The following is a 23655-nucleotide window of genomic DNA, read 5'->3' as shown; positions in this document are numbered from 1 at the left end:
GTCACGGTGGCCCGGTTCGGAGGTGCTGCTGTCGCTCTTGCCGCTAACTAACCCTACATTATACCGCTTGGCGGGATTTCAAGCGGCCTTGACAGCCACTCCCAGCAAAACCCTGCGTTTTTGTTCCAGCGCACGGTAGCGCTCCAGGGCGGTCGGGTCCGTGGCGGCTTGCAGCATCAGCAGTTTTTGCTGCTCCTCGATGTCTTCGATCTGCATGCGGCTGAGCAGGTCCCGCAGTTCCGTGCGCAGCTCCTGCAGGTCGCCTTCGGTTTGGGCGTGCGAGCCCGTCATCACCTTCACGGCCAGCGCCTCGCACTCGTGCTCGCGCAGGCTCTCGCGCAGCACGGCCCAGGCTAGGGGGCCGTGTTCGTGAAACTGCGCCTCCAGCCAGCCAAAAAGCGGGCCATGGGGCGGCTGCAGCGCACACAGGGTGGCGTGGTCGTCGTGGGTCAGCTCTTCCAGAAAGGCCATATGCGACAGCAGCAGGCGCGCGGCATGGTCGGTGCGACTGGCGGTGGGCGTGCGTGGCAAGCGGGGCTGGGGTGGCCAGGGGGCGTCCTTGTCCCTTTTTTTCCAGTTGCTCTTCCAGTCGCCGCCCTTGCGGAACGGGGGCTTGTTGCCGTAGCTGCTGCCATGGCCACCGCTCCCGTTGCCACCGCCGCCGTAGCCGCCTTGGTATCCGCCGTCATATCCTCCGCCCGGTTCCCCCTGCGGCGGCCATGTGCCGGCGTCGGGCGGGGCGTCCCAGGACGGCGGCTCGTGATCATAGGCAGCGGGGGCCTGCCGGGCTGGCGCACTACCTGCGCTGGTGTGGCCGGAGTAGGAGGACCGCGGTGCCTCGCGCGCCGTGGCCTGGCCCCACAGGTCTGCCAGGTCTTGGGCCTTGAGCTGGGTCAGGTCCGCCAGTTCGCCCAGCACCTGGCGCTTCAAGATGCCGTCGGGCAGGGCTGACCACAACGGGCGCGCGTTGCTGGCCATGTGGGCGCGGCCCTCGGCCGTGGCCAGGTCGCAGCCGTCGCTTGCCGATTCGACCAGGAAGCGGCTGAGCGGCACAGCCTCGCTCACGTGCCGGGCAAAGGCGTCGGTGCCGTGCTCGCGGATGAAGCTGTCCGGGTCGTGCTCGGCCGGCAGAAACAGAAACTTGATGCTGCGCGTGTCGGTGGCGTGGGGCAGGGCGCCGTCCAGCGCCTTGCGCGCGGCGCGCCGGCCGGCGGCGTCTCCGTCGAAGCTGAACACCACCGATTCGGTAAAGCGCAGCAGTTTTTGTACATGCTCGGGCGTGCAGGCCGTGCCCAGCGTGGCCACCGCGTTCGGAAAGCCCAGCTGCGCCAGCGCCACCACATCCATGTAGCCTTCGGTGACCAGCGCGTAGCCGTGTTCGCGGATGGGGGTGCGGGCCTCGAACAGGCCGTACAGCTCGCGCCCCTTGTGGAACACCGGGGTTTCGGGAGAGTTCAGGTATTTGGGCTTGTCGTCGCCCAGCACGCGGCCGCCAAAGCCGATGCATTCGCCCTTGACGTTGCGGATGGGGAACATCACCCGGTCGCGGAATCGGTCATAGCGCTTGTCCTGCCCGTCTTCGCCCACGATGACCAGGCCGCTTTCTTCCAGCAGCGGGTCGTCGTAGTGCGGGAACACGCTGGCCAGGCTGCGCCAGCCTTCGGGGGCATAGCCCAGGCCGTAGCGCTTGGCCACGGCACCCGAGACGCCACGGCCCTTGAAGTACGCGATGGCGCGCTGCGATTCGCGCAACTGGCGGCGGTAGGCATCGCCCGCCTTCTCCAGCACATCGGTCAGCGTGGCCTGCTTCTGGCGCGCGGCGGCGGCGCGCTCTTTCTCCTGGGGAGAGATGTCGTCGTCGGGCACCTGCAGGCCCACTTGCTGGGCCAGGTCCTGCACCGCCTCGACGAAGCCCATGCCCGCGTGCTCCATCAAGAAGCTGATGGCGTTGCCGTTCTTGCCGCAGCCAAAGCAGTGATAGAACTGCTTGGCGGGGCTGACGCTGAAGGATGGAGATTTTTCGCCGTGGAAGGGGCATAGCCCCATGAAATTGGCGCCGCCTTTCTTCAGCTGCACGTAGCGGCCCACGATGTCGACCACGTCGACGCGGGCGAGCAGTTCCTGAATGAAAGACTGTGGGATCGTCACACCGTCTATTGTCCGCGTAAACTATTTGTTACCAGATATTGCAGAAGCGGGGCTTTCGGCATGGCAGTCACGTGGCGGCAGCAGGCGGTGGGTGGGACGGGCACTTCGGCGCAGCACATGCTGCGGCGCCGGGATGTGGCTGTGCTGCTGCCGCTGGCGGCGGCAGGCCTGTGGCCAACGGCCGCGCAGGCGGCGCCGGTGCTGCGTGTGCTGTCCTGGCCTGGGTATGCCGACCCCGATATCGTGGCGGTGTTCGAGAAGCGCCATGGCGCCAAGGTGGAGATCACCACTGTCGCTTCTGACGACGTGTTGCGTGCCAAGCTGGCCAACCCACAGGGGGCCGGTTTTGACCTGGTGGCCGCCAACACGGCCGAAATTTCGCGGCTGGTGGCCCGCCGCCTGCTTGCACCGTTGCCCATACACAACATTCCAAACACCGGGCGCCAGCTGCCACGCTTTCGGCAACTGCATGCCATCGCGGGCATTGCCCAGGGCACGGACGTGTACGCGATGCCCTACACCTATTCCGAGATGGGGCTCATCTACGACCGCCAGCAGATCAGCACGCCCCCCAACTCCATCGCCGTGCTGTGGGACCCCCGCTGGCGGGGCCGCGTGCTGGCGTTTGATGGCAGCAGCCACGGCTTTTCCCTGGCGGCGATGCACCGGGGGCTCCCGCCGTTCCAGATCCCCGCTGCGCAGTTTGGACCTCTGGCGAAGGACCTGGTGGCCTTGCGCCGCAACGTGCGCTCGTTTTACAGCCTGCCCGAAGAGTCGCTGGAGCTGTTTCGCAAACACCGCATCGCGGTCATGCATGCCAACTACGGCCAGCAGCAGCTCAAGCAATTGCGGGATGCGGGACTGGATGTGGGTTATGTGGTGCCGCGCGAAGGCGCGCTGGCCTGGCTGGACTGCTGGGCCATCACCCGCCGGTCCACCCAGGTGGCGCTGGCCACCGAGTGGATCAACTACATGCTCGATCCTTCCGTCAGCCGCGAGTTGACCCGGCGCCAGGGGCTGGCCAACACCCTCGACGAACCGCCCGCGCTGTCGGACGATGCCCCTGCGGGCGCCATCGTGTGGCTGGAGCCCGTGGAAGATGAGGCTCGCCGTGCACAACTGTGGCAGCGCATCCTGTCGGGCGACCGACCGAACCGGTTCTGAACCATGAAAACCCGCATGAAATGGGGCATTGCGCTGCGGCTGGGGGTGCTGCTCGCGTCCTTCAGTGTCTTTGCGGCCGTTCTGGCGGGCTACTACACCTTTGATTCCAGCCGGGTACGCCTGCAGGGGCGGGCCGAACAGTCGCTGCTGGCCACCACGCAGGTGCTGGCGCGCCACATGCAGGCCGGTTTCGGCACCGTGTCGCGCGATACGGCCTTTCTGGCCAGTGTGGCGGCCATCGAGCAGGACAAGAATGTGCTGGCCGATGTGTTCCGGGCCAGCCTGATCACCCACCCGAGCTACCAGCAGATCCGCTTCATCGGTGTGCAGGACTTTGGCCTGGAGCTGGTGCGTATTGACCGCAGGGGCGATGCCTGGATACGTGCCAGCGAGGAAGAACTGCAGGAGAAGGCCCACTTCCCCTTTGTGTTTGAAACCCTGGCGCTGGCGCCGGGCGAGGTCTACGTGTCGGAGTTCGGCATCAACCACGAAGGCGCTGCCGATGCCGAACCGCTGCCCGTGTTCAGCATGGCCTCGCCCGTGGTGCGGGGGGGGCAGGTGCGTGGCGTGGTGGTGGTGCGTGTGGCGGCGCAGCAGTTTTTGCGCAATTTCAACACGGCATTGCCCGCGCCCTATGGCTTCTTCCTCAGCAACCGCTGGGGCGACTTTCTGGTGCACCCGGACGCCAGCCAGGCCTTCGGGTTCGACCGGGGCCAACGGATCCTGATCCAGGACAGCTTTGCGCCCGTGGCTGCACTGGTCGAGGGCCGCCAGGAAGAGGTGGTCCTCAGCCAGCCCGGCACTGACGACGACGAGGCCCGTGTCTTCTCGTTCGTGCGCATGCCTTTCGGGCGCCAGGGAGAAGAGCGGTTCATGGTGGTGGGGCTCTCGCAGCCGCTGGCTGCGGTGCAGGGGGAGGTGGTGAATCTGGGCAACAGCATCCTCAAGATGCTGCTCGTGTTGAGCGCTGTAGGCGTGGTACTGGCGGGGTGGGTGTCGCGCGTGGTCACGCAGCCGCTCAAGACCATGGTGCGGGCCACGCAGGCTCTGACGCAGGGCCGCTCGCACGATGTGCTGCCCGTGCAGCGCGAGGATGAGGTGGGCGAGCTGGCGCGCAGCTTTCAGGACATGGAGCAGCAGATCAGCCGCCAGATGACGGAGCTCAACGCCAGCCGGGATGCCATGGCCCATCTGGCGCACCACGATGCGCTCACCGGCCTGCCCAATCGCCGCATGTTCGAGCAGCGCCTGGCGCAGGCGCTGGAGCTGTCGCGCCGCAGCGGACGGGACTGTGCCCTGCTGTTTGTGGATCTGGACGATTTCAAGGCCGTCAACGACGCATGGGGCCATGCCGTGGGCGATCTGGTGCTGCAGGCCGTGGCCCACACCATCGTGGGTGCCGTGCGCCAGGCCGACACCGTGGCCCGGCTCGCGGGCGACGAGTTCACCGTGCTGTGCGAAAACGTGGATTCCGAGGGCGCCGCTTTGCAGATCGCCGCCAAGCTGGAGCTTGCTTTCGAGACCCCGCTGCAGATCGAAGGCCAGCCGCTGCCCATGCGTGCCAGCATTGGCGTGAGCCTGTTCCCGCGCGATGCCCAGGATGCGCACACGCTGCTGGCCAGCGCCGACGCGGCGATGTACCGTGTCAAGCAGAGTCGCCGCCGAAGGGTTTGAGTCAGCCTGGGGAGGTAGTCTGTGATCTGTTCACCCACATCCGCCACCCATGACCTCTATCTTTGACCAGCACCTGCCTCGCACCGAAGCCAACTTCGCTGCCTTGTCCCCCCTGTCGTTCATCGAGCGCACGGCCGAGGTCTACCCCGACCGCCTGGCCATCGTGCATGGCCCGCTGCGCCAGACCTGGGGGGCAACCTACGCGCGCTGCCGCCAGCTGGCCAGTGCCCTGGTGCAGGCAGGCATCGGCAAGAACGACACGGTGGCCGTCATGCTGCCCAACACCCCACCCATGGTGGAGGCACACTTTGGCGTGCCCATGGCAGGCGCCGTGCTCAATGCGCTCAACACCCGGCTGGACCCGGAGGCCATTGCCTTCATGCTCGACCACGGCGAGGCCAAGGCCGTCATCGTGGACCCCGAGTTCACCGGCACCGTGGCCAAGGCGCTGGCCCTGCGCACTGGCACCACGCCCATCCGCGTGATCGAGGTGCAGGACGTGCTGTACGGCCCTGCCGCGCAGAGCCTGGGCGGCACGGACTACGAAGCCTTTGTCGCCACGGGTGACCCGACTTTTGCCTGGAGCCTGCCCGACGACGAGTGGGACGCGATTGCGCTCAACTACACCAGTGGCACCACCGGCAACCCCAAGGGCGTGGTCTACCACCACCGGGGCGCGGCCAGCAACGCCATCAGCAACGTGCTGGAGTGGGACATGCCCAAGCACGCCGTGTACCTGTGGACCTTGCCCATGTTCCACTGCAACGGCTGGTGCTTTCCCTGGACCATCGCGGCCCGCGCGGGCGTCAACGTCTGCCTGCGGCGTGTGGACGCCCAGGCCATCTTCGACGCGATCCGCCAGCATGGCGTGACGCACTACTGCGGCGCGCCTATCGTGCACGGCCTGCTGGTCAATGCGCCGGATGCAATGAAGGCCGGTGTGCAGAACCTCGCACAAGGGGGCGTCAAGGCCATGGTGGCGGGCGCTGCGCCCCCGGCCTCGATGATCGAGGGCATGGAGAAGATGGGGTTCGACCTGACCCACGTGTACGGCCTGACCGAGGTCTACGGCCCCGCCACCGTGTGCTCCAAACACGAGGCCTGGGACGCGCTCGACATCGGCGAACGCGCCCGCCTCAATGCCCGCCAGGGCGTGCGCTACCACCTGGAGCGCGACGTGCGCGTGCTGGACCCGGAGACGATGCTGCCCGTGCCGCAGGACGGCGAAACCATGGGCGAGATCATGTTCAAGGGCAACATCGCCATGAAGGGCTACCTCAAGAACCCCAAGGCCACCGACGAAGCCTTTGCGGGCGGTTGGTTCCACAGCGGCGATCTGGCCGTGCAGTACCCCGACGGCTACATCAAGATCAAGGACCGTAGCAAAGACATCATCATCTCGGGCGGCGAGAACATCTCGTCCATCGAGGTCGAAGACGTGCTCTACCGCCACCCCGACGTGCTGGCCGCCGCCGTGGTGGCCAAGCCCGATGCCAAGTGGGGCGAAACGCCGTGTGCGTTTGTCGAGCTGAAGGCCGGTGCCCAGACCACGCCCGAAGACATCGTGGTGCACTGCAAGAAGCACCTGGCGGGCTTCAAGGTGCCCCGCGCCGTGGTGTTTGGCGAGCTGCCCAAGACCAGCACGGGCAAGATCCAGAAGTTCGAGCTGCGCAAGCTGGCGGGGTCGGCGGCGGCCATCGACGTCTGATCATCCGGCTCAGCCAAAACCGCACGCCAGCGTCTGCCGGCCGCCATCCAGGTTGTATTCGGACTTCCAGTAGTGCCGGTCTTCGATGGCGGTGAATTCCACGCCAGGCCCGGTCGGGTAGGCTGCTGCGAACGGGCGGCGCAGGATGACGAGCAGCTCGCACTGGGGCGGCCAGTCCGCCACCTCGTCGATGGTGTTGCCCCGCGCCAGCTCGGCCTCCAGGATCACGCGCAGCGGGGCGGCCAGCGCGGCGGGAATCTGCTGGCGGCTCATGCGCAGGGCTGGCTGGCGGCAACGGGCTTTGGCGGCTGTTCGGGCGGTGCATCGCCCAGCAGCCGCTGCAGGGCTAGCACCTGCCACCGGTGCTCCGGCTCGAAGGCCGAGAGGTCTTGCACCGCATACCCGCCATACGCATACACCGTGGCATAGGCCGCGTAGCTGGCGGCCTCCAGCGCCCGGCCCGCCAGCGCGTTGGCCACGGCGTAGGTGGCAGACACGGCGGCATGGGCCGATCCGTCCAGCGACTGCGAGCCCCGGTGGTGCGAGGCCACTTCCTTGAGCCGGGCGGCTGCGTTGGCCAACGTGGCGACATCCACCGTGCCTGCCGTGAACGCGGCCAGGGTGTCCAGGCCCGCGATGGCCTCCGGGTCTTCCAGCAGGTGGAGCACGCGCTGCACACAGGCCAGGCCAAACGCGAGGCGCAGCGGGGTCTGGGCGTCGCTGGCCAGCCCACAGTCGGCAGCCAGTTGGGTGAGAGCGGCGTTCATGGCGTGCATCCTTTCCGGCAGCTGATCCATTTGCGGATTTTTGCTATCAATTAAATAGCTGCTTGCGCAATCAGTACAAGCGCCAGGGCCTGTTTTAACCTAAAAAAGTGCTTTGCGGCAGGCGCAGGACATTGTGGCGGCCCGTGGTCTCCGCGTCGAGGTGGGCAGGGGGATCGGCTTTGCCCGCTGGCTATGCGGCAAGGCCTTCCAGCCAGACCCGGGGCGACATGCCCAGCTTCTGCGCAAACACGCGCGACAGCGCCGAGGGGTTGGCATAACCCAGCTCGTTGGCAATCGACTTCAACGACCGGCCGTTGCGCAGATGGGCCTGCGCCAGCGTCAGCCGCCAGTGCGCCAGGTAGTCGGCGGGGGTGTCGCCCACCACCGCCTTGAAGCGCGCCGCAAACGCGCTGCGCGACATGCCCGCCTGCGCCGCCATCTGCGCCAGGCTCCAGGGCTGGCCCGGGGCATCGTGCAGGGCGGTGAGGGCGCGGGCCAGGGGCGGGTCGGCCAGGCCCGTGAGCAGGCCCGGTGGCATGGCTGCCTCCTGGGGGTGGTCCAGCAGCCAGCGCAACAGCTGCAGCAGCACCACTTCAAAGAGCCGGTCGGCCAGCACACGGTGCCCGCAGCGCAGGCGGTCGGTTTCGGCAAACAGCAAGTCCAGGGACTGCTGCAGCCCGTCCACCTTGCCCAGGGGCAGCAGCACCAGCGGGGGCAGGGCGCGGGCCAGCGGGTGGCTGGCGCCGCCGTCAAAGTCCAGTGCGGCGCAGGCGAAGTCCGAGCCCTCGGTGGGCGCGTTGTGGAAGAAGTGCTCCAGCGGCCGGGCATAGAAGAGCAGGCTGGGCTCGCGCACCTCCAGCCGCTCCGGTGGGCCCGCCTGGGGCTGGTGGGTGACCACCATTTCCCCGTGCCGCAGCACATGCAGAAAGCCACGCCCGGGCGCCGCCGCAAAGTGCGTGACGCCGCACAGCGGCCCACTGTGGAACAGATGGGCGCGCACCCGAAAGCGCTCCAGCAGCGACGACAGCCGGTCAAACGGCACGGGTGCTGGCACCGGTGTTGGCAAGGGCGTGGTGCAGTTGTCTAGGGTATTCATGGTGTTTGGATGATTTGGTATGAATTATGGATTATTCATGCCAAATTGTGCTGCGCCACCCAAGACACTGCAGAGGTGCTGTGTTTCAGCACCCGGCCTTCACAACGGCGCCGGTCACCCAATCTGCCAACACTTTCAAGGAAAACACCATGTCCGCTACCGCCCTCTCCACTGCCCGCGTTGCCCTTGTGGACCGCACCACCGCCACCGGCCCGGTGCGCACGGTGCTCGACCAGATCCACGGCGCCTTCGGCGCCACGCCCCACATGTTCCGCGCGGTGGCCAACTCGCCCGCCGCGCTGCAAAGCATGTGGTCCGCCTTTGGCGCGCTGGGTGGCGGCGTGATTGGCGCTGCGCTGGGCGAGCAGATCGCCGTGGCCGTGGCCAACCGCAATGCCTGCGACTACTGCCTGGCCGCCCACACGGCGCTGGGCCGCAAGGCGGGCGTGAGCGGCGATGACCTGGCGGCCGCACAGTCGGGCGAATCGGCCGACCCGCGCACCGCTGCCGTGCTGCGCTTTGCGCTCCAACTGGTCAACGAACGCGGCCAGGTCGATGCCGCCGACGTGCAGGCGCTGCGAGGCCACGGCTTGAGCGACGAGCACATCGTCGAGATCGTCGCCCATGTGGCGCTCAACCTGTTCACCAACTACGTGAACGTGGCGCTCGCGGTGCCGGTGGATTTCCCCGACGTCAAGCTGCGCCCCGCGCGCTGACCTGCGGGGCTGCGCGCAGTTCAAGGTACCGCCGGCCCCGCGACGTGGCCTGCATCCGCCGCAACTGCCGCGAAAACCCCTGGGACAGGGAGTGGGGCAGATTCTGGGGCTTGCAGGGCTGCATGCGTGCGGTTTTGTCACGCATGCCAGGCGGGAATGTCGTTTGTCAGTGCGGCAGCCGTGCCGCACCATGGCCTGTCCCTTGTCCTCCCCCGAAAGAGAAACCGCCATGACCACGCCCCGCGACGAGTACGCCATTGACACCCTTGCGCGCCTGGATGCACTGCTGGGGGTCCTCAGCGATGCCTCCCTGCACAAGGAGGTACCCCACGTGCACCCGGCCTACCGCGCCATGATCGAGGCCTCGCCGTTCGCGGTGCTGGCCACCACCGGCCCGGGTGGGCTCGATGCATCGCCGCGTGGCGACCCTCCGGGCTTCGTCCAGCTGCGGGACGATAAAACCCTGCTGCTGCCCGAGCGTCGGGGCAACAACCGCGCCGACAGCCTGCGCAACATCGTGGCCGATCCGCGCGTGGCGCTGCTCTTTCTCATCCCCGGCGTGGGTGAAACCCTGCGCGTGAACGGCCGCGCCCGCATCAGCGTGGCGCCCGATCTGCTCGCGCGCTTCGTCGTGAACGGGCAGCCGCCCAAGTGCGTGGTCGTGGTCGATGTGGAGACGGTGTTCTTTCAGTGCGCCCGCGCCATCCAGCGCTCGCGCCTGTGGGATGCCGTGCCGCCTGGCACCCCGCGCCCGGTGCCGACGCCCGGCGCCATCCTTGCGTCCATCACGCACGGTGCATTCGATGGCGCGGCGTATGACAAGGAGCTGCCAGCGCGGCAGCAGGCGACGTTGTATTGAGAGCCTGTTCAAAATCTTTTCGGGGTCGCACAAGTACCTTGCCGGGATGGGGTGCAAGGTGCGGTGCGCTGTGGATAGCTCAGCTATCCACAGCGCCGCAACGCCGCAGACCGCCCGGCAAGGCACTTGCCCGAAGGGTTGGAGTGAAATCGGGCGATTGGACGCCCCGGCTGCTTGCATGGGCATGAGCCCATGCGGCGCATCCGAAGCATCCACTCGTCCCGATTGCACTCCAATGCGATCCTCGAAAAGATTTTGAACAGGTTCAGAGAGGATCGGCCGGAGGGGCTCGAACCCTCAGGCCTGCTCGGCCGTGAACGCCGCGGCCGCCTCGCGCAGCGCCTGTGCAAACTGCGCCACCTCGGCATGCTGCGCGTCGCGCTGGCGCTGGAACAGCGTGATGGGCGGCAGCGTCCAGCCAAAGCGGTGCGGCACGATGGCCACGCCGGCGATGCGCACGAGCTCCTGGGCAATGTCGGCCGGCACGATGGACACGGCCCGTTCACTGGCCGCCACCAGTTCGCCGATCACCTTGGACGACAGGCTTTCCACATACGGCTGCGGCGGCACCACGCCCGCGCGCAGGAAGAAGTCGGTGATCTGCTCGCGCATGGGCGTCTGCCGCGCGCCCAGCACCCAGTCCAGGTCCGCCAGTTCGGCCCAGGCCAGGGGCTTGCGGGCCAGGCGCGCCGACAGGCGGCGGTGGGCGATGAGGCGTGGCTCCTGGTGGTAAAGCACCTCGTGCACCAGCCCGTCCATGTCGAGCACGGCGGAGGTGCGGCCGATCACGCAGTCGAGCTCGTGCCCGCGCAGGCGCTGCAGCAGGTGGTCGCTGGTGCCTTCGTGGATGCTGACCGTGGCACGCAGGCCGCGGGGCCGCGTCTGGCCGATGGCCGCAGCCAGCAGGCGCCCCGGCACGAACGGGATCACCCCCACCTGCAGGTGGGCCGCGCGGCCTGCGCTGGCGGCTTCCATGTCGCGTGCCCAGTGGCCCAGGTCCTGCAGCAGGGTGCGCGCACGGGCCAGCGCCACGGTGCCCAGCGCCGTGGGCACCATGCCGCGCGTGGACCGCTCGAACAGCGGCGCGCCGAAAATCGCCTCCAGCTCGGCCAGCGCATGCGTGATGGCCGGCTGGCTCGTGGCCATGTGGTGCGCCACGCGGGTGAGCGTGCCATGCGCCTCGATCTGCTGCAGCAGCACCAGGTGGCGCATCTTCAGGCGCGAGGCCAGGCGGGAGTGAATGGCGTCGGGATCGAGGGGCAGATGCGCAGCCATGGCAGTTTCAAGGCATTACAAAATCAATATGGCTTGATATTAATTGCTGATGCTTTGCTTATGGGAAGTCTCCACAATGCACGGCAACAAAGGAGGGGAAGGCGATGGACTCATCAGTGCTGTGGGTGGTAGCCCTCGGGGCGGTGGCGGCGGGCTTTGTGCAGGGCCTGTCGGGCTTTGGCTTTGGCATGGTGGCCATGTCGTTCTGGGCCTGGACGCTGGAGCCGCGCCTGGGCGCGGTGCTGACGGTGTGCGGCGCGCTCACCGGCCAGCTGGTGGCGGCGTTCTCGGTGCGCCGGGGTTTTGACAAGGCGCGGCTGCTGCCCTTCGTGCTGGGCGGGCTGGCGGGCATTCCGCTGGGGGTGGCCGTGCTGCCGCGTCTGGACATGGACGCCTTCAAGCTGGTGCTGGGCACACTGCTGGTGCTGTGGTGCCCGGCGATGCTCATGGCCAAGCAACTGCCGCGCATCACCCGCGGCGGCCGCGTGGCCGATGCGGTGGTCGGGATGGCCGGCGGGGTGATGGGGGGCCTGGGCGGCTTCACGGGGGTGCTGCCCACGCTGTGGTGCACCCTGCGCGGCATGGACAAGGACGTGCAGCGCGCCATCATCCAGAACTTCAACCTGGCGATGCTGCTGGTGACCTTCGGCACCTACACGGCCACGGGCCTCATCACCCGCGAGGCCCTGCCCCTGCTGGCCATCGTGGTCCCCGCCATGCTGGTGCCCACGCTGCTGGGCGCCCGGCTGTACCACGGCATCAGCGACGCGCGGTTCCGGCAGATCGTGCTGGGCATGCTCACGCTGTCGGGCGTGGCGATGCTGGTGGCGAGCGTGCCCCGGGTGCTGGCGCGGCTGACATAAGTCCACAATGGGCCGTCCGCTTTTGTGCCGGCCCTGTTCATGGATTCCTGCTCTCATTCACGCGAGGCGCTACATGCAGATGGAATACGTTACCGATCCGGTGGTCTGGCCGAAGCTCCGCTGCGAACATTGCGGACATCGGCTCCGCCAGATGCGGGAAGATCTGACACCGGCGCAAAGCCTGGGAGTCTTCTTGTGCGGAGAACCCCTCGCCTGGCTTGTTGTGAGCCTTGGGGCCATCGTCGGCCTTGTTGCGGACGCTGTCGTGGTTCTATGTGTGGCTTGGGCCATCATTGTTCCCTCTGGCGTTTCGTGGCTGTACATGTTGCGCCTTCGTCGCGCGTCCTTTCTTTGCAGCAGCTGCGGGCACATTTGCGGGTACGCCGCCGCGAGGAGCGCAGGCGGTGGCGCGCGACGCCGCCCGAAGCCCTAACATGCTCCCCGGCACACGCCCTGTTGCACGCGGGCGTGGCTGCCGCACCAGGCTGCACGGCGCAGCTGCGGCTTCATCCACCGAGGAGACTTCATGACAACAACACATAACAAGACCCTGGTCCGCACTGCGGGCGCCGCCATGGCCCTGGCGTTGGCCGCCGCGCCGGCGCTGGCCGAGGTGTTCACCAAGGAAGAGCTGATCAAGGCCAACAAGGAAGCGGCCGGCGGAGGCAAGGGCACGCTGATCGGTGAGTACGCCTTCACCCGCGACAAGGCGCTCAAGGACCACGCCATCAAGGAGATCAGCTGGCTCACGCTGCAGCCGGGCGACTCCATCGGCTACCACAAGCACACGACCAACGAAGACACCTACATCATCGTCTCGGGTCGGGGCACTTTCCGCGACAAGGATGGCAAGGACGTGGCCGTGAAGCCGGGCGACGTGACCATCGTGCGCAAGGGCGAGTCGCATGGGCTCGTGAACACCGGCACGGAGCCGCTGGTGTTCGTGGATGTGATCGCCGAGCAGTGAGCGACGCCTGCGGGATCCCGCGGCGGCGTTGAGTCCGAAGGCCACAAAGGCGTTCTGCGGCCGTGCCCGCAGAACGCTTTTTTTTGATAGCTATTTGCGCTTTATGGAAGAGCGTTGTCGGCCTCTTTGCTGCAAAAATAGGTTGTCTCAGTCGCCCATCACCACACCCTCACGCCGCGGGTCGGCGCCGCCCATCCATAGCTTCTTGCCATGGGCGTTGCCCAGCGTGATGGCCTGCAGGCCGCTGGTCATGTTCATCTCACGCACCTCGGCGCCGCGGGCGCGCAGGGCCTCGACCGTGGCGGGCGGAAAGCGCTTTTCCTCCAGCAGCGTGGGCCCGTTCATGGAGCCGAAGTTGGGCAGGTTGATGGCCTGCTGCGGCATCAGGCCCCAGTTGAAGACGCCATACAGCGTCTTGGCGGTGTAGTGGATGATGGCCGCGCCGCCGGGGCTGCCGCCGCTCATCAGCAACTCGCCCGTGGCCTTGTCGAACACCAGCGTGGGCGCCATGGACGAGCGCGGGCGCTTGCCGGGCTGCACGCGGTTGGCGATTGGCTGGCCTTGGGCGTCGGCGGGGGCAAAGCTGAAGTCGGTGAGCTCGTTGTTGAGCAAAAACCCTTTGACCATCTGCCGCGCGCCGAACTGGTCTTCGATGGTGGTCGTCATGGCCACGGCATTGCCGAACGCGTCGACGATGCTGATGTGGCTGGTGCCGTACTCGGGCTGGTCGGGCATGGGCGCATAGCTGGTTTTCACAGCGCCGGGGTTGCCGGGCTGCGCCACCTTCATGCTCTGCGCGCCGATGAGCTTGGCACGCTCGGCCAGGTAGGCCGGGGCGAGCAGGCTGCTCCAGCTGCCGGCAGGCGGCTGTACGAAGTCGGGGTCGCCCACGTACTGCGCGCGGTCGGCAAAGGCCAGGCGGGCGGCTTCGGTGTACAGGTGCAGCCAGTCGGCCGAGGGGAGGCCGTCCTGCAGCGGCTTGGCGGCGGCGTCGGTGTTCTTGAGGATGCCCAGGATCTGTCCGATGGCAATGGCACCCGAGCTGGGCGGCGGAAAGCCGCACACGCGGAAGTCTTTGCTGGCCACCTGGTAGTCGTGGCACAGCGCTTCGCGCTTCTTGGGCTGGTAGCCAGCCAGGTCGGCCATGCTGAGCTTGCCGGGGTTGGTGGGATGTTTTTGCACCTTGTCGACGATGGCCTGGGCGATCTCGCCTTCGTGCAGGGCCTTGCTGCCTTCGGCTGCGATCTTGCGCAGCACGGCGGCCAGCTCGGGGTTGCGCAGGTTCACGCCCACGTCGCGGGCATCGCCATCGGCCTTGTAGAAGTAGGCGGCGGCCACCGGGTCCTTTTTGAGGTGCGGGTCCGCCGCCACCAGGGTGTTGAGCCGCGCGCTGATCTTGAATCCGCCCTCGGCCAGGGTGATGGCGGGCTGGAACAGCGTGGCCCAGGGCAGCTTGCCGTGCTGCTTGTGCGCCAGCTCCAGCATGCGCACGGTGCCGGGCACGCCGACCGAGCGGCCGCCCACCACGCCGTCATAGAACGGCACGGGCTTGCCGTCGGCGCCGAGGAAGAGTTTTTCGTCTGCGGCAGCGGGCGCGGTCTCGCGGCCGTCATAGGCCTCCACCGTTTTGCCGGTGCTGTGCAGCAGGAAGGCGCCGCCACCGATGCCGCTTGACTGGGGCTCCACCAGCGTCAGCACCATCTGCACCGCGATGGCGGCATCGATGGCCGAGCCCCCGGCCTTGAGGATCTGGTAGCCCGCATCGGTCGCCAGCGGGTTGGCGGCCGCCACGGCGAACTTCTCGGTGGCCCAGCCGGGCTTTTCGGTGTAGCCCGATGAGCCTTCGGGCTGGGCCGGCACGGTGTAGGCGAACTGTGAGGGGGCGCTGGCGCAGCCTGCGATGGCGACCAGGGTGGTGAAGGCCGCAGTGGCGAGCAGTGTTCTGTTGAATGCGCGTGGAGAGGGCGTGGCGGGCGTTCTGGGCGTGGGTGCTTTTGACATGGCGGCTCCTTCGGTGCAAGAAGCGGCCATGGTAAGTCGCCTTCGCGGCGGGGCGCCGCAGCGTTACATCACGCTACAGGCTTTGAAAATATGAATGTTTTTGGCCTCTGGCGCTTTATGGAAAAGCGCTGGAAGCTATCAAAACAGGAGCAATTGCGCTGCGGGCGTGCGCTCAGGCACGTACAGGGCCAGGCCGCTTGTCTTCCACCACAAACTGGGCGAGCGTGGTGGCGGTGCTGTCCACGCGCAGCGGGTCATCCAGCACGCGCAGGGTGGTGGTCCAGCGCGCGGGCGTGATGTCGGCCAGCCCATAGCCGCGCTGGTCGCAGCGAGCCAGCAGTACGTGCGGGTTGTGCCGGACGATGGCATCCACCCTGTCCTGCGTGGTGCCCGAGCGCGAGCTGATGGAGGTGCCGCAGAACTCGCTGGCGATGACGGGCGAATCGGGGCGGTCGGGATCGGCGTGCACGCGGCACACATAGTTCTGGTGGATGTCGCCGCCCAGCAGCACGGTGTTGCGCGGAGCATGCTGGCCCACGGCCTGCAGCAGGCGTGCGCGGGCGGCGGGGTAGCCGTCCCAGCTGTCGGTGGACGTGACGCCCGAGGGGTAGTGGCGTGGCGAAAACAGGGTTTGCTGCGCCAGCACGCTCCAGCGCGTGGTGTTCTGGTCGCGGGCGTCTGTGGCCAGGCCCGCGTGCAGCCACTGCTCTTGCGCCGTGCCCAGCAGTGTCCGGGCGGGGCTGGCCAGGTCGGCGCAGTCGGCGGCGCGCACGGCACCGGCGCTGGCGGATTGGGGCGAGCGGCAGGCCTGCCAGCTGCGGTACTGGCGGCTGTCCAGCAGGTGGATGTGGGCCAGACGCCCCCAGCGCAGTCGGCGGTACACCTGCAGGGCATCCCAGCGGGTGTCGGGGGATGGCCGGTTCAGGCTGGCGGCGCGCAGCGGCATGTTTTCGTAAAAGGCCTGCCAGGCGGCACCGCGCAGCGCCAGGAAGCTGGCGTCGTCGCCCCGGCCCGCATGCCCTGTGCTGGCGGCGTAGTCGTTTTGCACCTCGTGGTCGTCCCAGGTCACGGCCCAGGGGCAGGCGGCGTGGGCGGCCTGCAGGGCGGGGTCGCTTTTGTGCAGGGCGTAGCGGTCACGGAAATCGGCCAGCGTGCTGGCCAGGCGCAGGGCGTGGGTGCGGGCCAGGTCGGTGGTGTTCTTGGGCGTGGCGTACTCGTAGATGTAGTCGCCCAGGAACAGCACCAGGTCGGGCTGGTCGGCCACCAGATGGCGCCACGCGGCGTAGTGGCCGTGTTCCCAGCGCTGGCAGGATGCAAACGCCAGGCGCAGCGCGTCTGGCAGGTCACCGGGTGCCGGGGCCGTGCGCGTGCGGCCCACCGTGCTGATGGCATCGCCCAGCATGAAGCGGTAGTGGTACCAGCGGCCTGGTGCCAGGCCCTGCAGCTCCACATGCACGCTGTGGCCGAGCGTGGGCAGGGCGGTGGCTTCGCCTTTTTGCACGATCTGCGCAAAACGCACATCGTGCGCCACCTCCCACCGCACGGTGTGGGTGGCCTGCATCTGCGCCGGGTCGGCCAGCACCAGCCGCGTCCACAGCACCACACCGTCGGGCGCCGGGTCTCCACTGGCCACGCCCAACGCGAACGGGTTGGCGTGTAGCGACGGCGGGTTGCTCCAAGCCCAATGGGGCAGGCTGGTGGCAGCGGCAGCCATGGCTGCGTGCCGCAGAAAGGACCGTCTTTGCTCTGGGGGCACTGCAGGGTGCGCCTCAGTGCGCTGCGCTCAAAACTGGCGCAGCCCAGGCCAGCGGCCGCCGCGCAAGGCCCGCCAAGCTGCGGATGCGGCGCTTCGCTTGCGTGCGCTGGCGGCGTCCCCCTCCGGGGGAAGGCGCCGAAGGCGACACAGGGGGTCTTCCTTTCATGCGGCCATGACGCGGTTTTTGCCCGATCGTTTGGCCAGGTACATCGCCTGGTCGGCACGGCGGATGGCATCGGCGCTGTCTTCGCTGTCGTGCAGCTGGGCGACCCCGGCGCTGAAGGTGATGAGCACCTTCTCGCTGCCCTGCAGAAAAAAGCGTGTGGTCAGCTCGCGTTGCAGCCGCGTCATGGCGGCCACGCCGCTTTCCGCCGGGGTGTCGGGTAGCACCAGCACGAATTCCTCGCCGCCATAGCGCGCCAGCAGATCCTGTGGCCGCATGACCTCGCGCGTGACCTGGGCCAGGTGCACCAGCGCGGCGTCCCCGCCCGAGTGGCCCAGGCGGTCGTTGATGGTCTTGAAATTGTCCACGTCCAGCAGCGCTAGGCACAGCGGCGAGCCCAGGCGGCGTGCGCGGGCAATTTCGCGCTCCATGGCCTCGTCCAGGCCCTTGCGGTTGAGCGAGCCCGTGAGCGGGTCGTGCCGGGCCTGGGCGCTGGCGCGGTCCAGCTCTTCTTGCAGCCTGGCGACCTCGGCGCGCTTGGCTTCGGTGCGTTCGCGCAGGTCGTGCAGTTCGTCGTGCGCCACGCGGCTGTCCAGTGCCATCGAGCGGGTGGCGGTCATCACTTCCTGCAGCACGGGGGCGATTTCTTCGAGGGTGTTGGCCTTGCCGATCAGGTCGGCGCAGCGGGCCATCGTGCCCTGGTAGGTGGTGCTGGATGCGGTGATCTTGGCCAGGCGTTCGATGAACGTGGCCAGCATGTCCTTCATCTGCTCCTGCGCCTCGACCGTGCGGGCCTTGGCCTCGGTCTGCTTGAAGATCACGTCCTTGAGCCGGCGCTGCACATCGTCCAGGCGGCGCAGCGTGAGCGGCGGGGTGGAGGCGGCCATCAATGCCTCGGCCTGGCCGTGCAGCCAGCGGTCTTCCACGCTGAGCACAGCGATGTTCTCGAACACCATGTGCAGCAACTCCAGCAGGCTGGAGCGGATGGCGGCCTGGTCTTCGGTGGCAAACGACAGCCGGTAGGTGAAGTTGCCCAGCATGAGCTGGACGGTGGAGATGGGCGGTGCGGGTTCTTTCAGAAAGGCGATGAGCTTTTCCGCCATCTCGATCACGCGGGCATCGTCCTCGCCCAGCGCGGGCATCGTGTTGTCGATGAGGCGGGCCAGCATCTGCGCAAACTCGTCCGGCAGGACGCCAGGGTTGGCGGTGCCCGGGGCATCTGCCGCTGTCTCTACTGGGGTGGCCGCCGCCGCCGCCGGGTTCAGCCCCAGGTTGGCGTAGCCGACCAGCACACTTTGTAGCGAAGTCCAGTCTTTGTTGTTGACGGCGCGCTCAAATTGCCCCAGCAGTCGCTTTTGTGCGGGGGTTTGGCCTGGCAACACCCTCAGGATGTGGTGCAGCGGGCCTTCCGGGAACGGCTGGGGGCTGCGGGTTCCTGAGATCTCGTCGTACAGCGCCAGGTAGTTGTCGGGCGTCGGGGGCAGACGGCGGGCGGTCAGCTGCTTGAGCGTCTCGCGCGCAATTTCGGAAGGTGGTCGGTCGGCCATGTACGGACACCAGTGTCAGGGGAAATCAGGAGGCACGAGTGTGACACAGCGGCTCGCACATTGCCCCACCTATTGGGGGGCGCTGTGGATCGCACTGGCGCGGCGGCAGACCTGCAGGCGCCGTGGAATGGGCCTGGCCTGGCTACTGGCGTCCCCCGGGGATGACGCCGCAGCCGCTGCAGGGGATTCCTAGTTCACCATCACGAGCTTGCCCATCACCCCCCGCGAACCCATGTGGGCGTAGGCGGCGGGCAGCTCGGCCATGGGCATGGTGCGGTCGATCACGGGCTTGATCTTGCCCTGGGCGTACCACTGCGCCAGCTCGCCCATCATGGCGGCATTGGCCTTGGGCTCACGCTTGGCGAAGTCGCCCCAGAACACACCCACGATGGAGGCACCCTTGAGCAGTGCCAGGTTGAAGGGCAGGGCCGGGATGGGGCCGGACGCAAAACCCACCACCAGGTAGCGGCCGCGCCAGGCGATGGAGCGGAAGGCGGGCTCGGCAAAGTCGCCGCCCACAGGGTCATAAATCACGTCGGGGCCCTTGCCGTCGGTGAGCGTTTTGATGGCGTCGCGCAGGTTGTCTTTGCTGTAGTTGATGGTGGCGTCCGCGCCGATGGAGGTGCACAGCGCACACTTTTCGTCGCTGGAGGCTGCTGCAATCACACGCGCGCCCATCGCCTTGGCAATCTGGATGGCTGCTGTGCCCACGCCCCCGGCAGCGCCCAGCACCAGCACGGTTTCGCCGGCCTTGAGCTGTGCGCGGTCTACCAGCGCATGGTGGGATGTGGCGTAGATCATGATGAACGCGGCGGCGTCCACATGCGAAAAACCGTCGGGCAGTGGCATGCACAGGGCCGCGGGGGCAAGGGTGTGGGTGCCAAAACCACCGGTGCCCGACAGGCAGGCCACGTTTTGGCCGACCTTGAGGTGGGTGACCCCATCGCCTACCGCCGCGACCACGCCTGCGTATTCAGAGCCGGGCACGAAGGGCAGCGGCGGTTTCATCTGGTACTTGTTCTGCACGATCAGCAGGTCCGGGAAGTTCAGGCTGGCGGCCTTGATCTCGATGAGCACCTCGCCCGCCTTGGGCGAGGGCGTGGGCAGTTCGGTCCAGGCCAGGGCGTCAACGCCGGTGGGGTTGGTGCAAAGCCAAGCGTGCATGGAAAAGTCTCCTGTCAATGTGGGCTGCATGATAGGCGGGGCAACCGGGCGCGCGATGTCCCACGAGCGACGGGGGCTGGCCGTGGGGCCAAGGCCGGACGCCCCACCTACAATCCGTTGCAAGCTCCACCGCAACCCATGAAAATTCTGATTTCCAACGACGACGGCTACCAGGCTCCGGGCATCGTTGCGCTGCACGATGCCTTGAAAACCCTTGATGGGGTGGAGGTGGAAGTGGTCGCGCCCGAGCACAACAACAGCGCCAAGTCCAATGCGTTGACGCTGCACTCGCCGCTGTATGTGCACAAGGCCTTCAACGGTTTTCGCTATGTGAACGGAACGCCAGCCGACTGCGTGCACATCGCCCTGACGGGGCTGCTGGGCTACCGGCCCGATCTGGTGGTGTCGGGCATCAACAATGGCGCCAACATGGGCGATGACACCATCTATTCGGGCACGGTGGGCGCGGCCATGGAGGGCTATCTGTTTGGCATTCCAGCCATTGCCTTCTCCCAGGTGGACAAGGGGTGGGGCGAGATCGAGGCCGCTGCGGCCAAGGCGCGCGAAATCGTTGCGCAGATGCTGGCGCAGAAGCTCGTGAACGAAACCCCGTGGCTGCTGAACGTGAACATTCCCAACATGCCCCTCGACGCGCTGAAGCCCCTCAAGCTGTGTCGCCTGGGGCGCCGCCACGCGGCCGAGCGTGTGATCGTGCAGGAAAGCCCCCGGGGCGAGGCGATGTACTGGATCGGTGGCGCAGGAGCGGCCAAGGATGACGCGGACGGCACGGATTTCCATGCCACGGCGCAGGGCCATGTGTCCATCACGCCGCTGAAGGTGGATCTGACCGACCACGACAACCTTGGCTACTGGGCGCAAACGGCGTCCCGGCTTGCGGCGGGGGCGGCTGGCGCCCCTGAGCTCTGATGCAGCGCCGCCCAGGATTCCCAGCCCGGTTGCCGGGGTCAGGACATGCTCCAGCCCGGACCGCGCCGGTGGCGACGCCCGCCCGCAACCCAGTGGCGGCAGCCCCGGTAGGCGTCGGGTTGGACTCTGCGGCGGTCCGCGCGCGCATGGTGCAGAAACTGGCGGCTGGTGGTATCACGTCGGCGGCGGTGTTGCAGGCCATGGGCACTGTGGAGCGCCATCGTTTTGTGGACAGTGCCCTGGTCAATCAGGCGTACGAGGACACAAGCCTGCCGATTGGCCTCGGGCAGACCATCTCCAAACCCAATGTCGTTGCCCGCATGTGTGAATTGCTTTTGGGGGCTGAAGGTGCGCGCACCGGTGGGTTGGGGCGCGTGCTGGAGATCGGCACGGGCTGCGGCTACCAGGCCGCCGTGCTGAGCCACCTGGCACGCGAGGTCTACACGCTGGAGCGCCTGCGTGGCCTGCATGACAAGGCGCGCCACAATCTGCGCCCGTTTCGCCTGGCCAATGTTCATTTGCTGTTTGGTGACGGCATGTTGGGCTACGCCAAGGGCGCACCCTATGCAGCCATCATTGCCGCAGCTGGTGGCGATGCCGTGCCCCAGGCTTGGTGCGATCAATTGGCCGTTGGCGGCAGGCTGGTTGCACCCATGGCACTGGCGGGTGGGCAGCAGATGTTGCTTGTGATCGACAAAACTCCGCACGGATTGAAACAAAGCGTGCTGGAGCCTGTGCATTTTGTCCCTCTAAAATCGGGGATTGCCTGAAGGGAATTGCTTATGTTCGTATCGCGTGGTCTTGTGGTTGGGTTGACTGTGGCACTGGCGGGTTTTGCGCTCACCGGCTGCGGTACCCGGCTGAACAAGGCTCCAGTGGAAGACCGAGGCACATCCTCCTCCACACCTTCTTCTTCCGCACAACCCGGTGTGGTGGTTGGCGCCCCCGTCAAGCCGCTGCCTGGCGCCGAGAACGCTGGCAAACCAGGCTATTACACGGTCAAGCCAGGAGATACCCTTATCCGCATCGGGCTGGAATCTGGCCAGAGCTGGAAAGACATTGCGCGCTGGAACAGCCTCGACAATGCAAATCTGATCGAAGTCGGCCAGGTGCTGCGCGTGGCGCCGCCGGTAGCTGCTTCGCAGGCAGTCGCCTCGGACAGTGGCGTGGTAACGCGGCCTGTCACGTCCTCCACCGTGACGCCTGCAGCACCTGCCAGCACACCAGCGCCCGCTGCCAGCGCGGCCAAGCCTGCCACTTCGGCGGCCTCTGGCCCCGTGGTGGCAGTGGCACCCGCCACGCCTGCGGCTCCCCAGGCTGCAGCAGAAGATGACATGGCGTTTATCTGGCCAGCCCCAGGTTCGTTGATTGCCGGTTTTGACGAGGCGCGCAACAAGGGGTATGACATTGCTGGCAAGGCGGGGGATCCGGTCCTGGCAGCTGCCGATGGCCGCGTGGTGTATTCAGGGGCGGGGCTGCGCGGATATGGCAATCTTGTCATCCTCAAGCACAACAACACGTTTTTGACGGCGTATGCCCACAACCAGACCCTGCTTGTCAAGGAGGATCAGGCTGTGCGCAAGGGGCAAAAAATTGCCGAGATGGGTAGCACTGACGCCGACCGGGTCAAGCTGCACTTCGAGATTCGTCGCCAGGGCAAGCCTGTCGATCCGTCGCGTTACCTGCCTCCCCGTTGAATCCCGCTGTGGCTCTACCGCCCGTGGGTGCAACCGGTGATGTGCAGGGCCCGGCCGGAACCGTGGATGACCTGCTGAACGAAGAGTCGGAGGGGCTTGCGGAAGAATCGGGGAGCGAGCTTCGCTCCGCGCAGATCGGTGCCGGGCAACATGCTGCCCGGCTGGACCGGGCGCTCGCCGATCTGGTTCCCGAGTTCTCGCGCAGCTATCTGCAGCAGTTGCTGGCGCAGGGCCTGGTGAGCCTCAACGGCAAGCCGGTCACCAAGGTCGCTACCCGCGTGAAGGTGGGCGATCAGGTGGTGCTGGAAATGCGGCCCACCCTGCAAAGCCAGGCTTTCCGGCCCGAGCCCATGGAGATTGAGGTCGTCCATGAGGACGCGCATCTGCTGGTAGTGAACAAACCAGCGGGCCTGGTGGTCCATCCAGCGCCCGGGAACTGGAGTGGCACCTTGCTCAACGGCCTGCTCGCCCGCGACGAAAAAGCACTGACCGTGCCGCGTGCCGGCATCGTCCACCGGCTCGACAAGGACACGAGCGGCTTGATGGTGGTGGCACGGGATCGCTCCACCATGGACGCGCTGGTCGCACTGATCGCGGAGCGCAAGGTGCAGCGCCAGTACCTGGCCCTGGCCCACGGCGCATGGTCAGGTCCCAAGAGCCGCACGGTGGATGCTCCCATCGGCCGAGATCCACGCAACCGCCTGCGCATGGCTGTGGTGGATCTGGCACTCCATGCGGGCAAGCTGGCGCGGACCGACGTGCGCTGGTTGGCTGGTTCGGACGAAGGCTGTTGGGTGCAATGCACGCTGCACACCGGGCGTACCCACCAGATACGGGTGCACATGGCATCCCTGAAGCACCCGCTGGTGGGGGACAGCCTCTATGGGGGCGCGCCGGTTGGCGCGATGCAGCGGCAGGCACTTCACGCCTACCGCCTGGCTTTTGTGCATCCAGTTACGGGCGAGGCGCTGGAATTCCATGCGCCCGTGCCCGAAGACATGCGCCAGGCCCTCTCCTTGTGGGGGCTGGGCTACAATGCGCCCTGACGGCCAGACTGGCCCTAGCCCGTAGACGGAATCCCGCCGGGCTCTTGCGTCGCGCCAGCGCCCTTGCACAGCGCGCCATTGATTGCCCCCTGCTGTTGATGTGCCACCCGTTGCAAC

Annotated in this window: 20 protein-coding genes; 11 read left to right on the top strand and 9 right to left on the bottom strand. The window is 67.1% G+C overall.

Annotation, left to right across the window (positions count from 1 at the left end; genetic code table 11):
* Positions 1 to 78: 78 nt before the first annotated feature.
* Positions 79 to 2148: a DNA primase gene (gene dnaG, locus ASE39_RS00215; RefSeq protein WP_057269842.1), complete on the bottom strand. Its 2070-nt coding sequence runs from the start codon at positions 2146 to 2148 to the stop codon at positions 79 to 81.
* A gap of 60 nt (positions 2149 to 2208) precedes the next feature.
* On the opposite strand from dnaG, the gene ASE39_RS00210 reads away from it, so the two are divergent.
* The 3 genes from ASE39_RS00210 to ASE39_RS00200 are packed head-to-tail and all read left to right on the top strand — an operon-like array spanning position 2209 to position 6694.
* Entirely contained in the window at positions 2209 to 3312 is a 1104-nt protein-coding gene (locus ASE39_RS00210) for an extracellular solute-binding protein (protein ID WP_082615270.1), read from the top strand.
* Between the two features lie 3 nt (positions 3313 to 3315).
* Entirely contained in the window at positions 3316 to 4986 is a 1671-nt protein-coding gene (locus ASE39_RS00205) for a GGDEF domain-containing protein (protein ID WP_242421330.1), read from the top strand.
* A gap of 49 nt (positions 4987 to 5035) precedes the next feature.
* On the top strand, positions 5036 to 6694 hold the full coding sequence (locus ASE39_RS00200; protein WP_057269841.1) for an acyl-CoA synthetase: 1659 nt from the start codon (positions 5036 to 5038) through the stop codon (positions 6692 to 6694).
* A 9-nt stretch (positions 6695 to 6703) separates the two neighbouring features.
* Here ASE39_RS00200 and ASE39_RS00195 read toward each other — a convergent pair whose 3' ends face one another.
* The 3 genes from ASE39_RS00195 to ASE39_RS00185 form a co-directional block, all read right to left on the bottom strand.
* Positions 6704 to 6967, bottom strand: a complete 264-nt coding sequence (locus ASE39_RS00195; protein WP_010464122.1) for a hypothetical protein — start codon at positions 6965 to 6967, stop codon at positions 6704 to 6706.
* On the bottom strand, positions 6964 to 7461 hold the full coding sequence (locus tag ASE39_RS00190) for a hypothetical protein (RefSeq protein ID WP_057270275.1): 498 nt from the start codon (positions 7459 to 7461) through the stop codon (positions 6964 to 6966). The genes ASE39_RS00195 and ASE39_RS00190 overlap by 4 nt, the downstream gene beginning before the upstream one ends.
* A 190-nt stretch (positions 7462 to 7651) precedes the next feature.
* A complete protein-coding gene (locus ASE39_RS00185; protein ID WP_057269840.1) occupies positions 7652 to 8557 on the bottom strand; it encodes an AraC family transcriptional regulator in 906 nt (301 codons plus the stop codon).
* 149 nt (positions 8558 to 8706) lie between these two features.
* Between ASE39_RS00185 and ASE39_RS00180 the strand changes: the two genes are divergently transcribed.
* Together ASE39_RS00180 and ASE39_RS00175 are read left to right on the top strand one after the other, a co-directional pair.
* Positions 8707 to 9273, top strand: coding sequence for a peroxidase-related enzyme (locus ASE39_RS00180; protein ID WP_057270274.1), 567 nt, complete (start codon positions 8707 to 8709; stop codon positions 9271 to 9273).
* 229 nt (positions 9274 to 9502) lie between these two features.
* Entirely contained in the window at positions 9503 to 10132 is a 630-nt protein-coding gene (locus ASE39_RS00175; RefSeq protein WP_057269839.1) for a pyridoxamine 5'-phosphate oxidase family protein, read from the top strand.
* Positions 10133 to 10429: 297 nt separating this feature from the next.
* Here ASE39_RS00175 and ASE39_RS00170 read toward each other — a convergent pair whose 3' ends face one another.
* A complete protein-coding gene (locus ASE39_RS00170) occupies positions 10430 to 11407 on the bottom strand; it encodes a LysR substrate-binding domain-containing protein (RefSeq protein ID WP_057269838.1) in 978 nt (325 codons plus the stop codon).
* A 104-nt stretch (positions 11408 to 11511) separates the two neighbouring features.
* Here ASE39_RS00170 and ASE39_RS00165 point away from each other — a divergent pair, with 104 nt between their 5' ends.
* Positions 11512 to 12270, top strand: a complete 759-nt coding sequence (locus ASE39_RS00165; RefSeq protein WP_057269837.1) for a sulfite exporter TauE/SafE family protein — start codon at positions 11512 to 11514, stop codon at positions 12268 to 12270.
* Positions 12271 to 12796: 526 nt separating this feature from the next.
* Positions 12797 to 13237: a cupin domain-containing protein gene (locus ASE39_RS00155; RefSeq protein WP_241777009.1), complete on the top strand. Its 441-nt coding sequence runs from the start codon at positions 12797 to 12799 to the stop codon at positions 13235 to 13237.
* A gap of 147 nt (positions 13238 to 13384) precedes the next feature.
* Here ASE39_RS00155 and ASE39_RS00150 read toward each other — a convergent pair whose 3' ends face one another.
* The 4 genes from ASE39_RS00150 to ASE39_RS00135 form a co-directional block, all read right to left on the bottom strand.
* Positions 13385 to 15238, bottom strand: coding sequence for a gamma-glutamyltransferase family protein (locus ASE39_RS00150; protein WP_242421329.1), 1854 nt, complete (start codon positions 15236 to 15238; stop codon positions 13385 to 13387).
* Positions 15239 to 15410: 172 nt separating this feature from the next.
* Positions 15411 to 16952: an alkaline phosphatase D family protein gene (locus ASE39_RS00145; RefSeq protein WP_242421328.1), complete on the bottom strand. Its 1542-nt coding sequence runs from the start codon at positions 16950 to 16952 to the stop codon at positions 15411 to 15413.
* Positions 16953 to 17156: 204 nt separating this feature from the next.
* Positions 17157 to 18704 (bottom strand): GGDEF domain-containing protein, encoded by a 1548-nt coding sequence (locus tag ASE39_RS00140; protein WP_010464145.1) that lies wholly within the window; start codon positions 18702 to 18704, stop codon positions 17157 to 17159.
* A 189-nt stretch (positions 18705 to 18893) separates the two neighbouring features.
* Positions 18894 to 19868: an NADPH:quinone oxidoreductase family protein gene (locus tag ASE39_RS00135; protein ID WP_057227112.1), complete on the bottom strand. Its 975-nt coding sequence runs from the start codon at positions 19866 to 19868 to the stop codon at positions 18894 to 18896.
* Positions 19869 to 20006: 138 nt separating this feature from the next.
* Between ASE39_RS00135 and surE the strand changes: the two genes are divergently transcribed.
* Genes surE through ASE39_RS00115 form a run of 4 tightly spaced genes read left to right on the top strand, consistent with a single transcriptional unit; the run spans position 20007 to position 23538 of the window.
* Positions 20007 to 20795, top strand: a complete 789-nt coding sequence (surE, locus tag ASE39_RS00130) for a 5'/3'-nucleotidase SurE (protein ID WP_057269834.1) — start codon at positions 20007 to 20009, stop codon at positions 20793 to 20795.
* Positions 20795 to 21565 (top strand): protein-L-isoaspartate(D-aspartate) O-methyltransferase, encoded by a 771-nt coding sequence (locus tag ASE39_RS00125; RefSeq protein WP_057269833.1) that lies wholly within the window; start codon positions 20795 to 20797, stop codon positions 21563 to 21565. Before surE ends, ASE39_RS00125 begins: the two co-directional genes overlap by 1 nt.
* Positions 21566 to 21577: 12 nt before the next feature.
* On the top strand, positions 21578 to 22492 hold the full coding sequence (locus ASE39_RS00120) for a peptidoglycan DD-metalloendopeptidase family protein (protein WP_010464155.1): 915 nt from the start codon (positions 21578 to 21580) through the stop codon (positions 22490 to 22492).
* Between the two features lie 41 nt (positions 22493 to 22533).
* Complete coding sequence (locus ASE39_RS00115) at positions 22534 to 23538, top strand: RluA family pseudouridine synthase (RefSeq protein ID WP_057270272.1); 1005 nt, start codon at positions 22534 to 22536, stop codon at positions 23536 to 23538.
* The last annotated feature ends 117 nt before the right edge of the window (positions 23539 to 23655 follow it).

The sequence above is a fragment of the Acidovorax sp. Root267 genome (genome assembly GCF_001429215.1).
Taxonomy (GTDB): Bacteria; Pseudomonadota; Gammaproteobacteria; order Burkholderiales; family Burkholderiaceae_C; genus Acidovorax; species Acidovorax radicis.
Note: the sequence above shows the minus strand (reverse complement) of the source record. Positions and strands in the feature narration are given on the sequence as shown.

What these genes read in the sequence shown, in the direction of transcription:
- ASE39_RS00180 (WP_057270274.1), top strand. Translation starts at nt 8,707, where the DNA reads ATGTCCGCTACCGCCCTCTCCACTGCCCGCGTTGCCCTTGTGGACCGC.
- ASE39_RS00185 (WP_057269840.1), bottom strand. Translation starts at nt 8,557, where the DNA reads ATGAATACCCTAGACAACTGCACCACGCCCTTGCCAACACCGGTGCCA.
- ASE39_RS00135 (WP_057227112.1), bottom strand. Translation starts at nt 19,868, where the DNA reads ATGCACGCTTGGCTTTGCACCAACCCCACCGGCGTTGACGCCCTGGCC.
- ASE39_RS00190 (WP_057270275.1), bottom strand. Translation starts at nt 7,461, where the DNA reads ATGAACGCCGCTCTCACCCAACTGGCTGCCGACTGTGGGCTGGCCAGC.
- ASE39_RS00165 (WP_057269837.1), top strand. Translation starts at nt 11,512, where the DNA reads ATGGACTCATCAGTGCTGTGGGTGGTAGCCCTCGGGGCGGTGGCGGCG.
- ASE39_RS00200 (WP_057269841.1), top strand. Translation starts at nt 5,036, where the DNA reads ATGACCTCTATCTTTGACCAGCACCTGCCTCGCACCGAAGCCAACTTC.
- ASE39_RS00120 (WP_010464155.1), top strand. Translation starts at nt 21,578, where the DNA reads ATGTTCGTATCGCGTGGTCTTGTGGTTGGGTTGACTGTGGCACTGGCG.
- ASE39_RS00125 (WP_057269833.1), top strand. Translation starts at nt 20,795, where the DNA reads ATGCAGCGCCGCCCAGGATTCCCAGCCCGGTTGCCGGGGTCAGGACAT.
- ASE39_RS00205 (WP_242421330.1), top strand. Translation starts at nt 3,316, where the DNA reads ATGAAAACCCGCATGAAATGGGGCATTGCGCTGCGGCTGGGGGTGCTG.
- ASE39_RS00155 (WP_241777009.1), top strand. Translation starts at nt 12,797, where the DNA reads ATGACAACAACACATAACAAGACCCTGGTCCGCACTGCGGGCGCCGCC.
- ASE39_RS00145 (WP_242421328.1), bottom strand. Translation starts at nt 16,952, where the DNA reads ATGGCTGCCGCTGCCACCAGCCTGCCCCATTGGGCTTGGAGCAACCCG.
- ASE39_RS00175 (WP_057269839.1), top strand. Translation starts at nt 9,503, where the DNA reads ATGACCACGCCCCGCGACGAGTACGCCATTGACACCCTTGCGCGCCTG.
- ASE39_RS00195 (WP_010464122.1), bottom strand. Translation starts at nt 6,967, where the DNA reads ATGAGCCGCCAGCAGATTCCCGCCGCGCTGGCCGCCCCGCTGCGCGTG.
- ASE39_RS00210 (WP_082615270.1), top strand. Translation starts at nt 2,209, where the DNA reads ATGGCAGTCACGTGGCGGCAGCAGGCGGTGGGTGGGACGGGCACTTCG.
- surE (WP_057269834.1), top strand. Translation starts at nt 20,007, where the DNA reads ATGAAAATTCTGATTTCCAACGACGACGGCTACCAGGCTCCGGGCATC.
- ASE39_RS00150 (WP_242421329.1), bottom strand. Translation starts at nt 15,238, where the DNA reads ATGTCAAAAGCACCCACGCCCAGAACGCCCGCCACGCCCTCTCCACGC.
- ASE39_RS00170 (WP_057269838.1), bottom strand. Translation starts at nt 11,407, where the DNA reads ATGGCTGCGCATCTGCCCCTCGATCCCGACGCCATTCACTCCCGCCTG.
- ASE39_RS00140 (WP_010464145.1), bottom strand. Translation starts at nt 18,704, where the DNA reads ATGGCCGACCGACCACCTTCCGAAATTGCGCGCGAGACGCTCAAGCAG.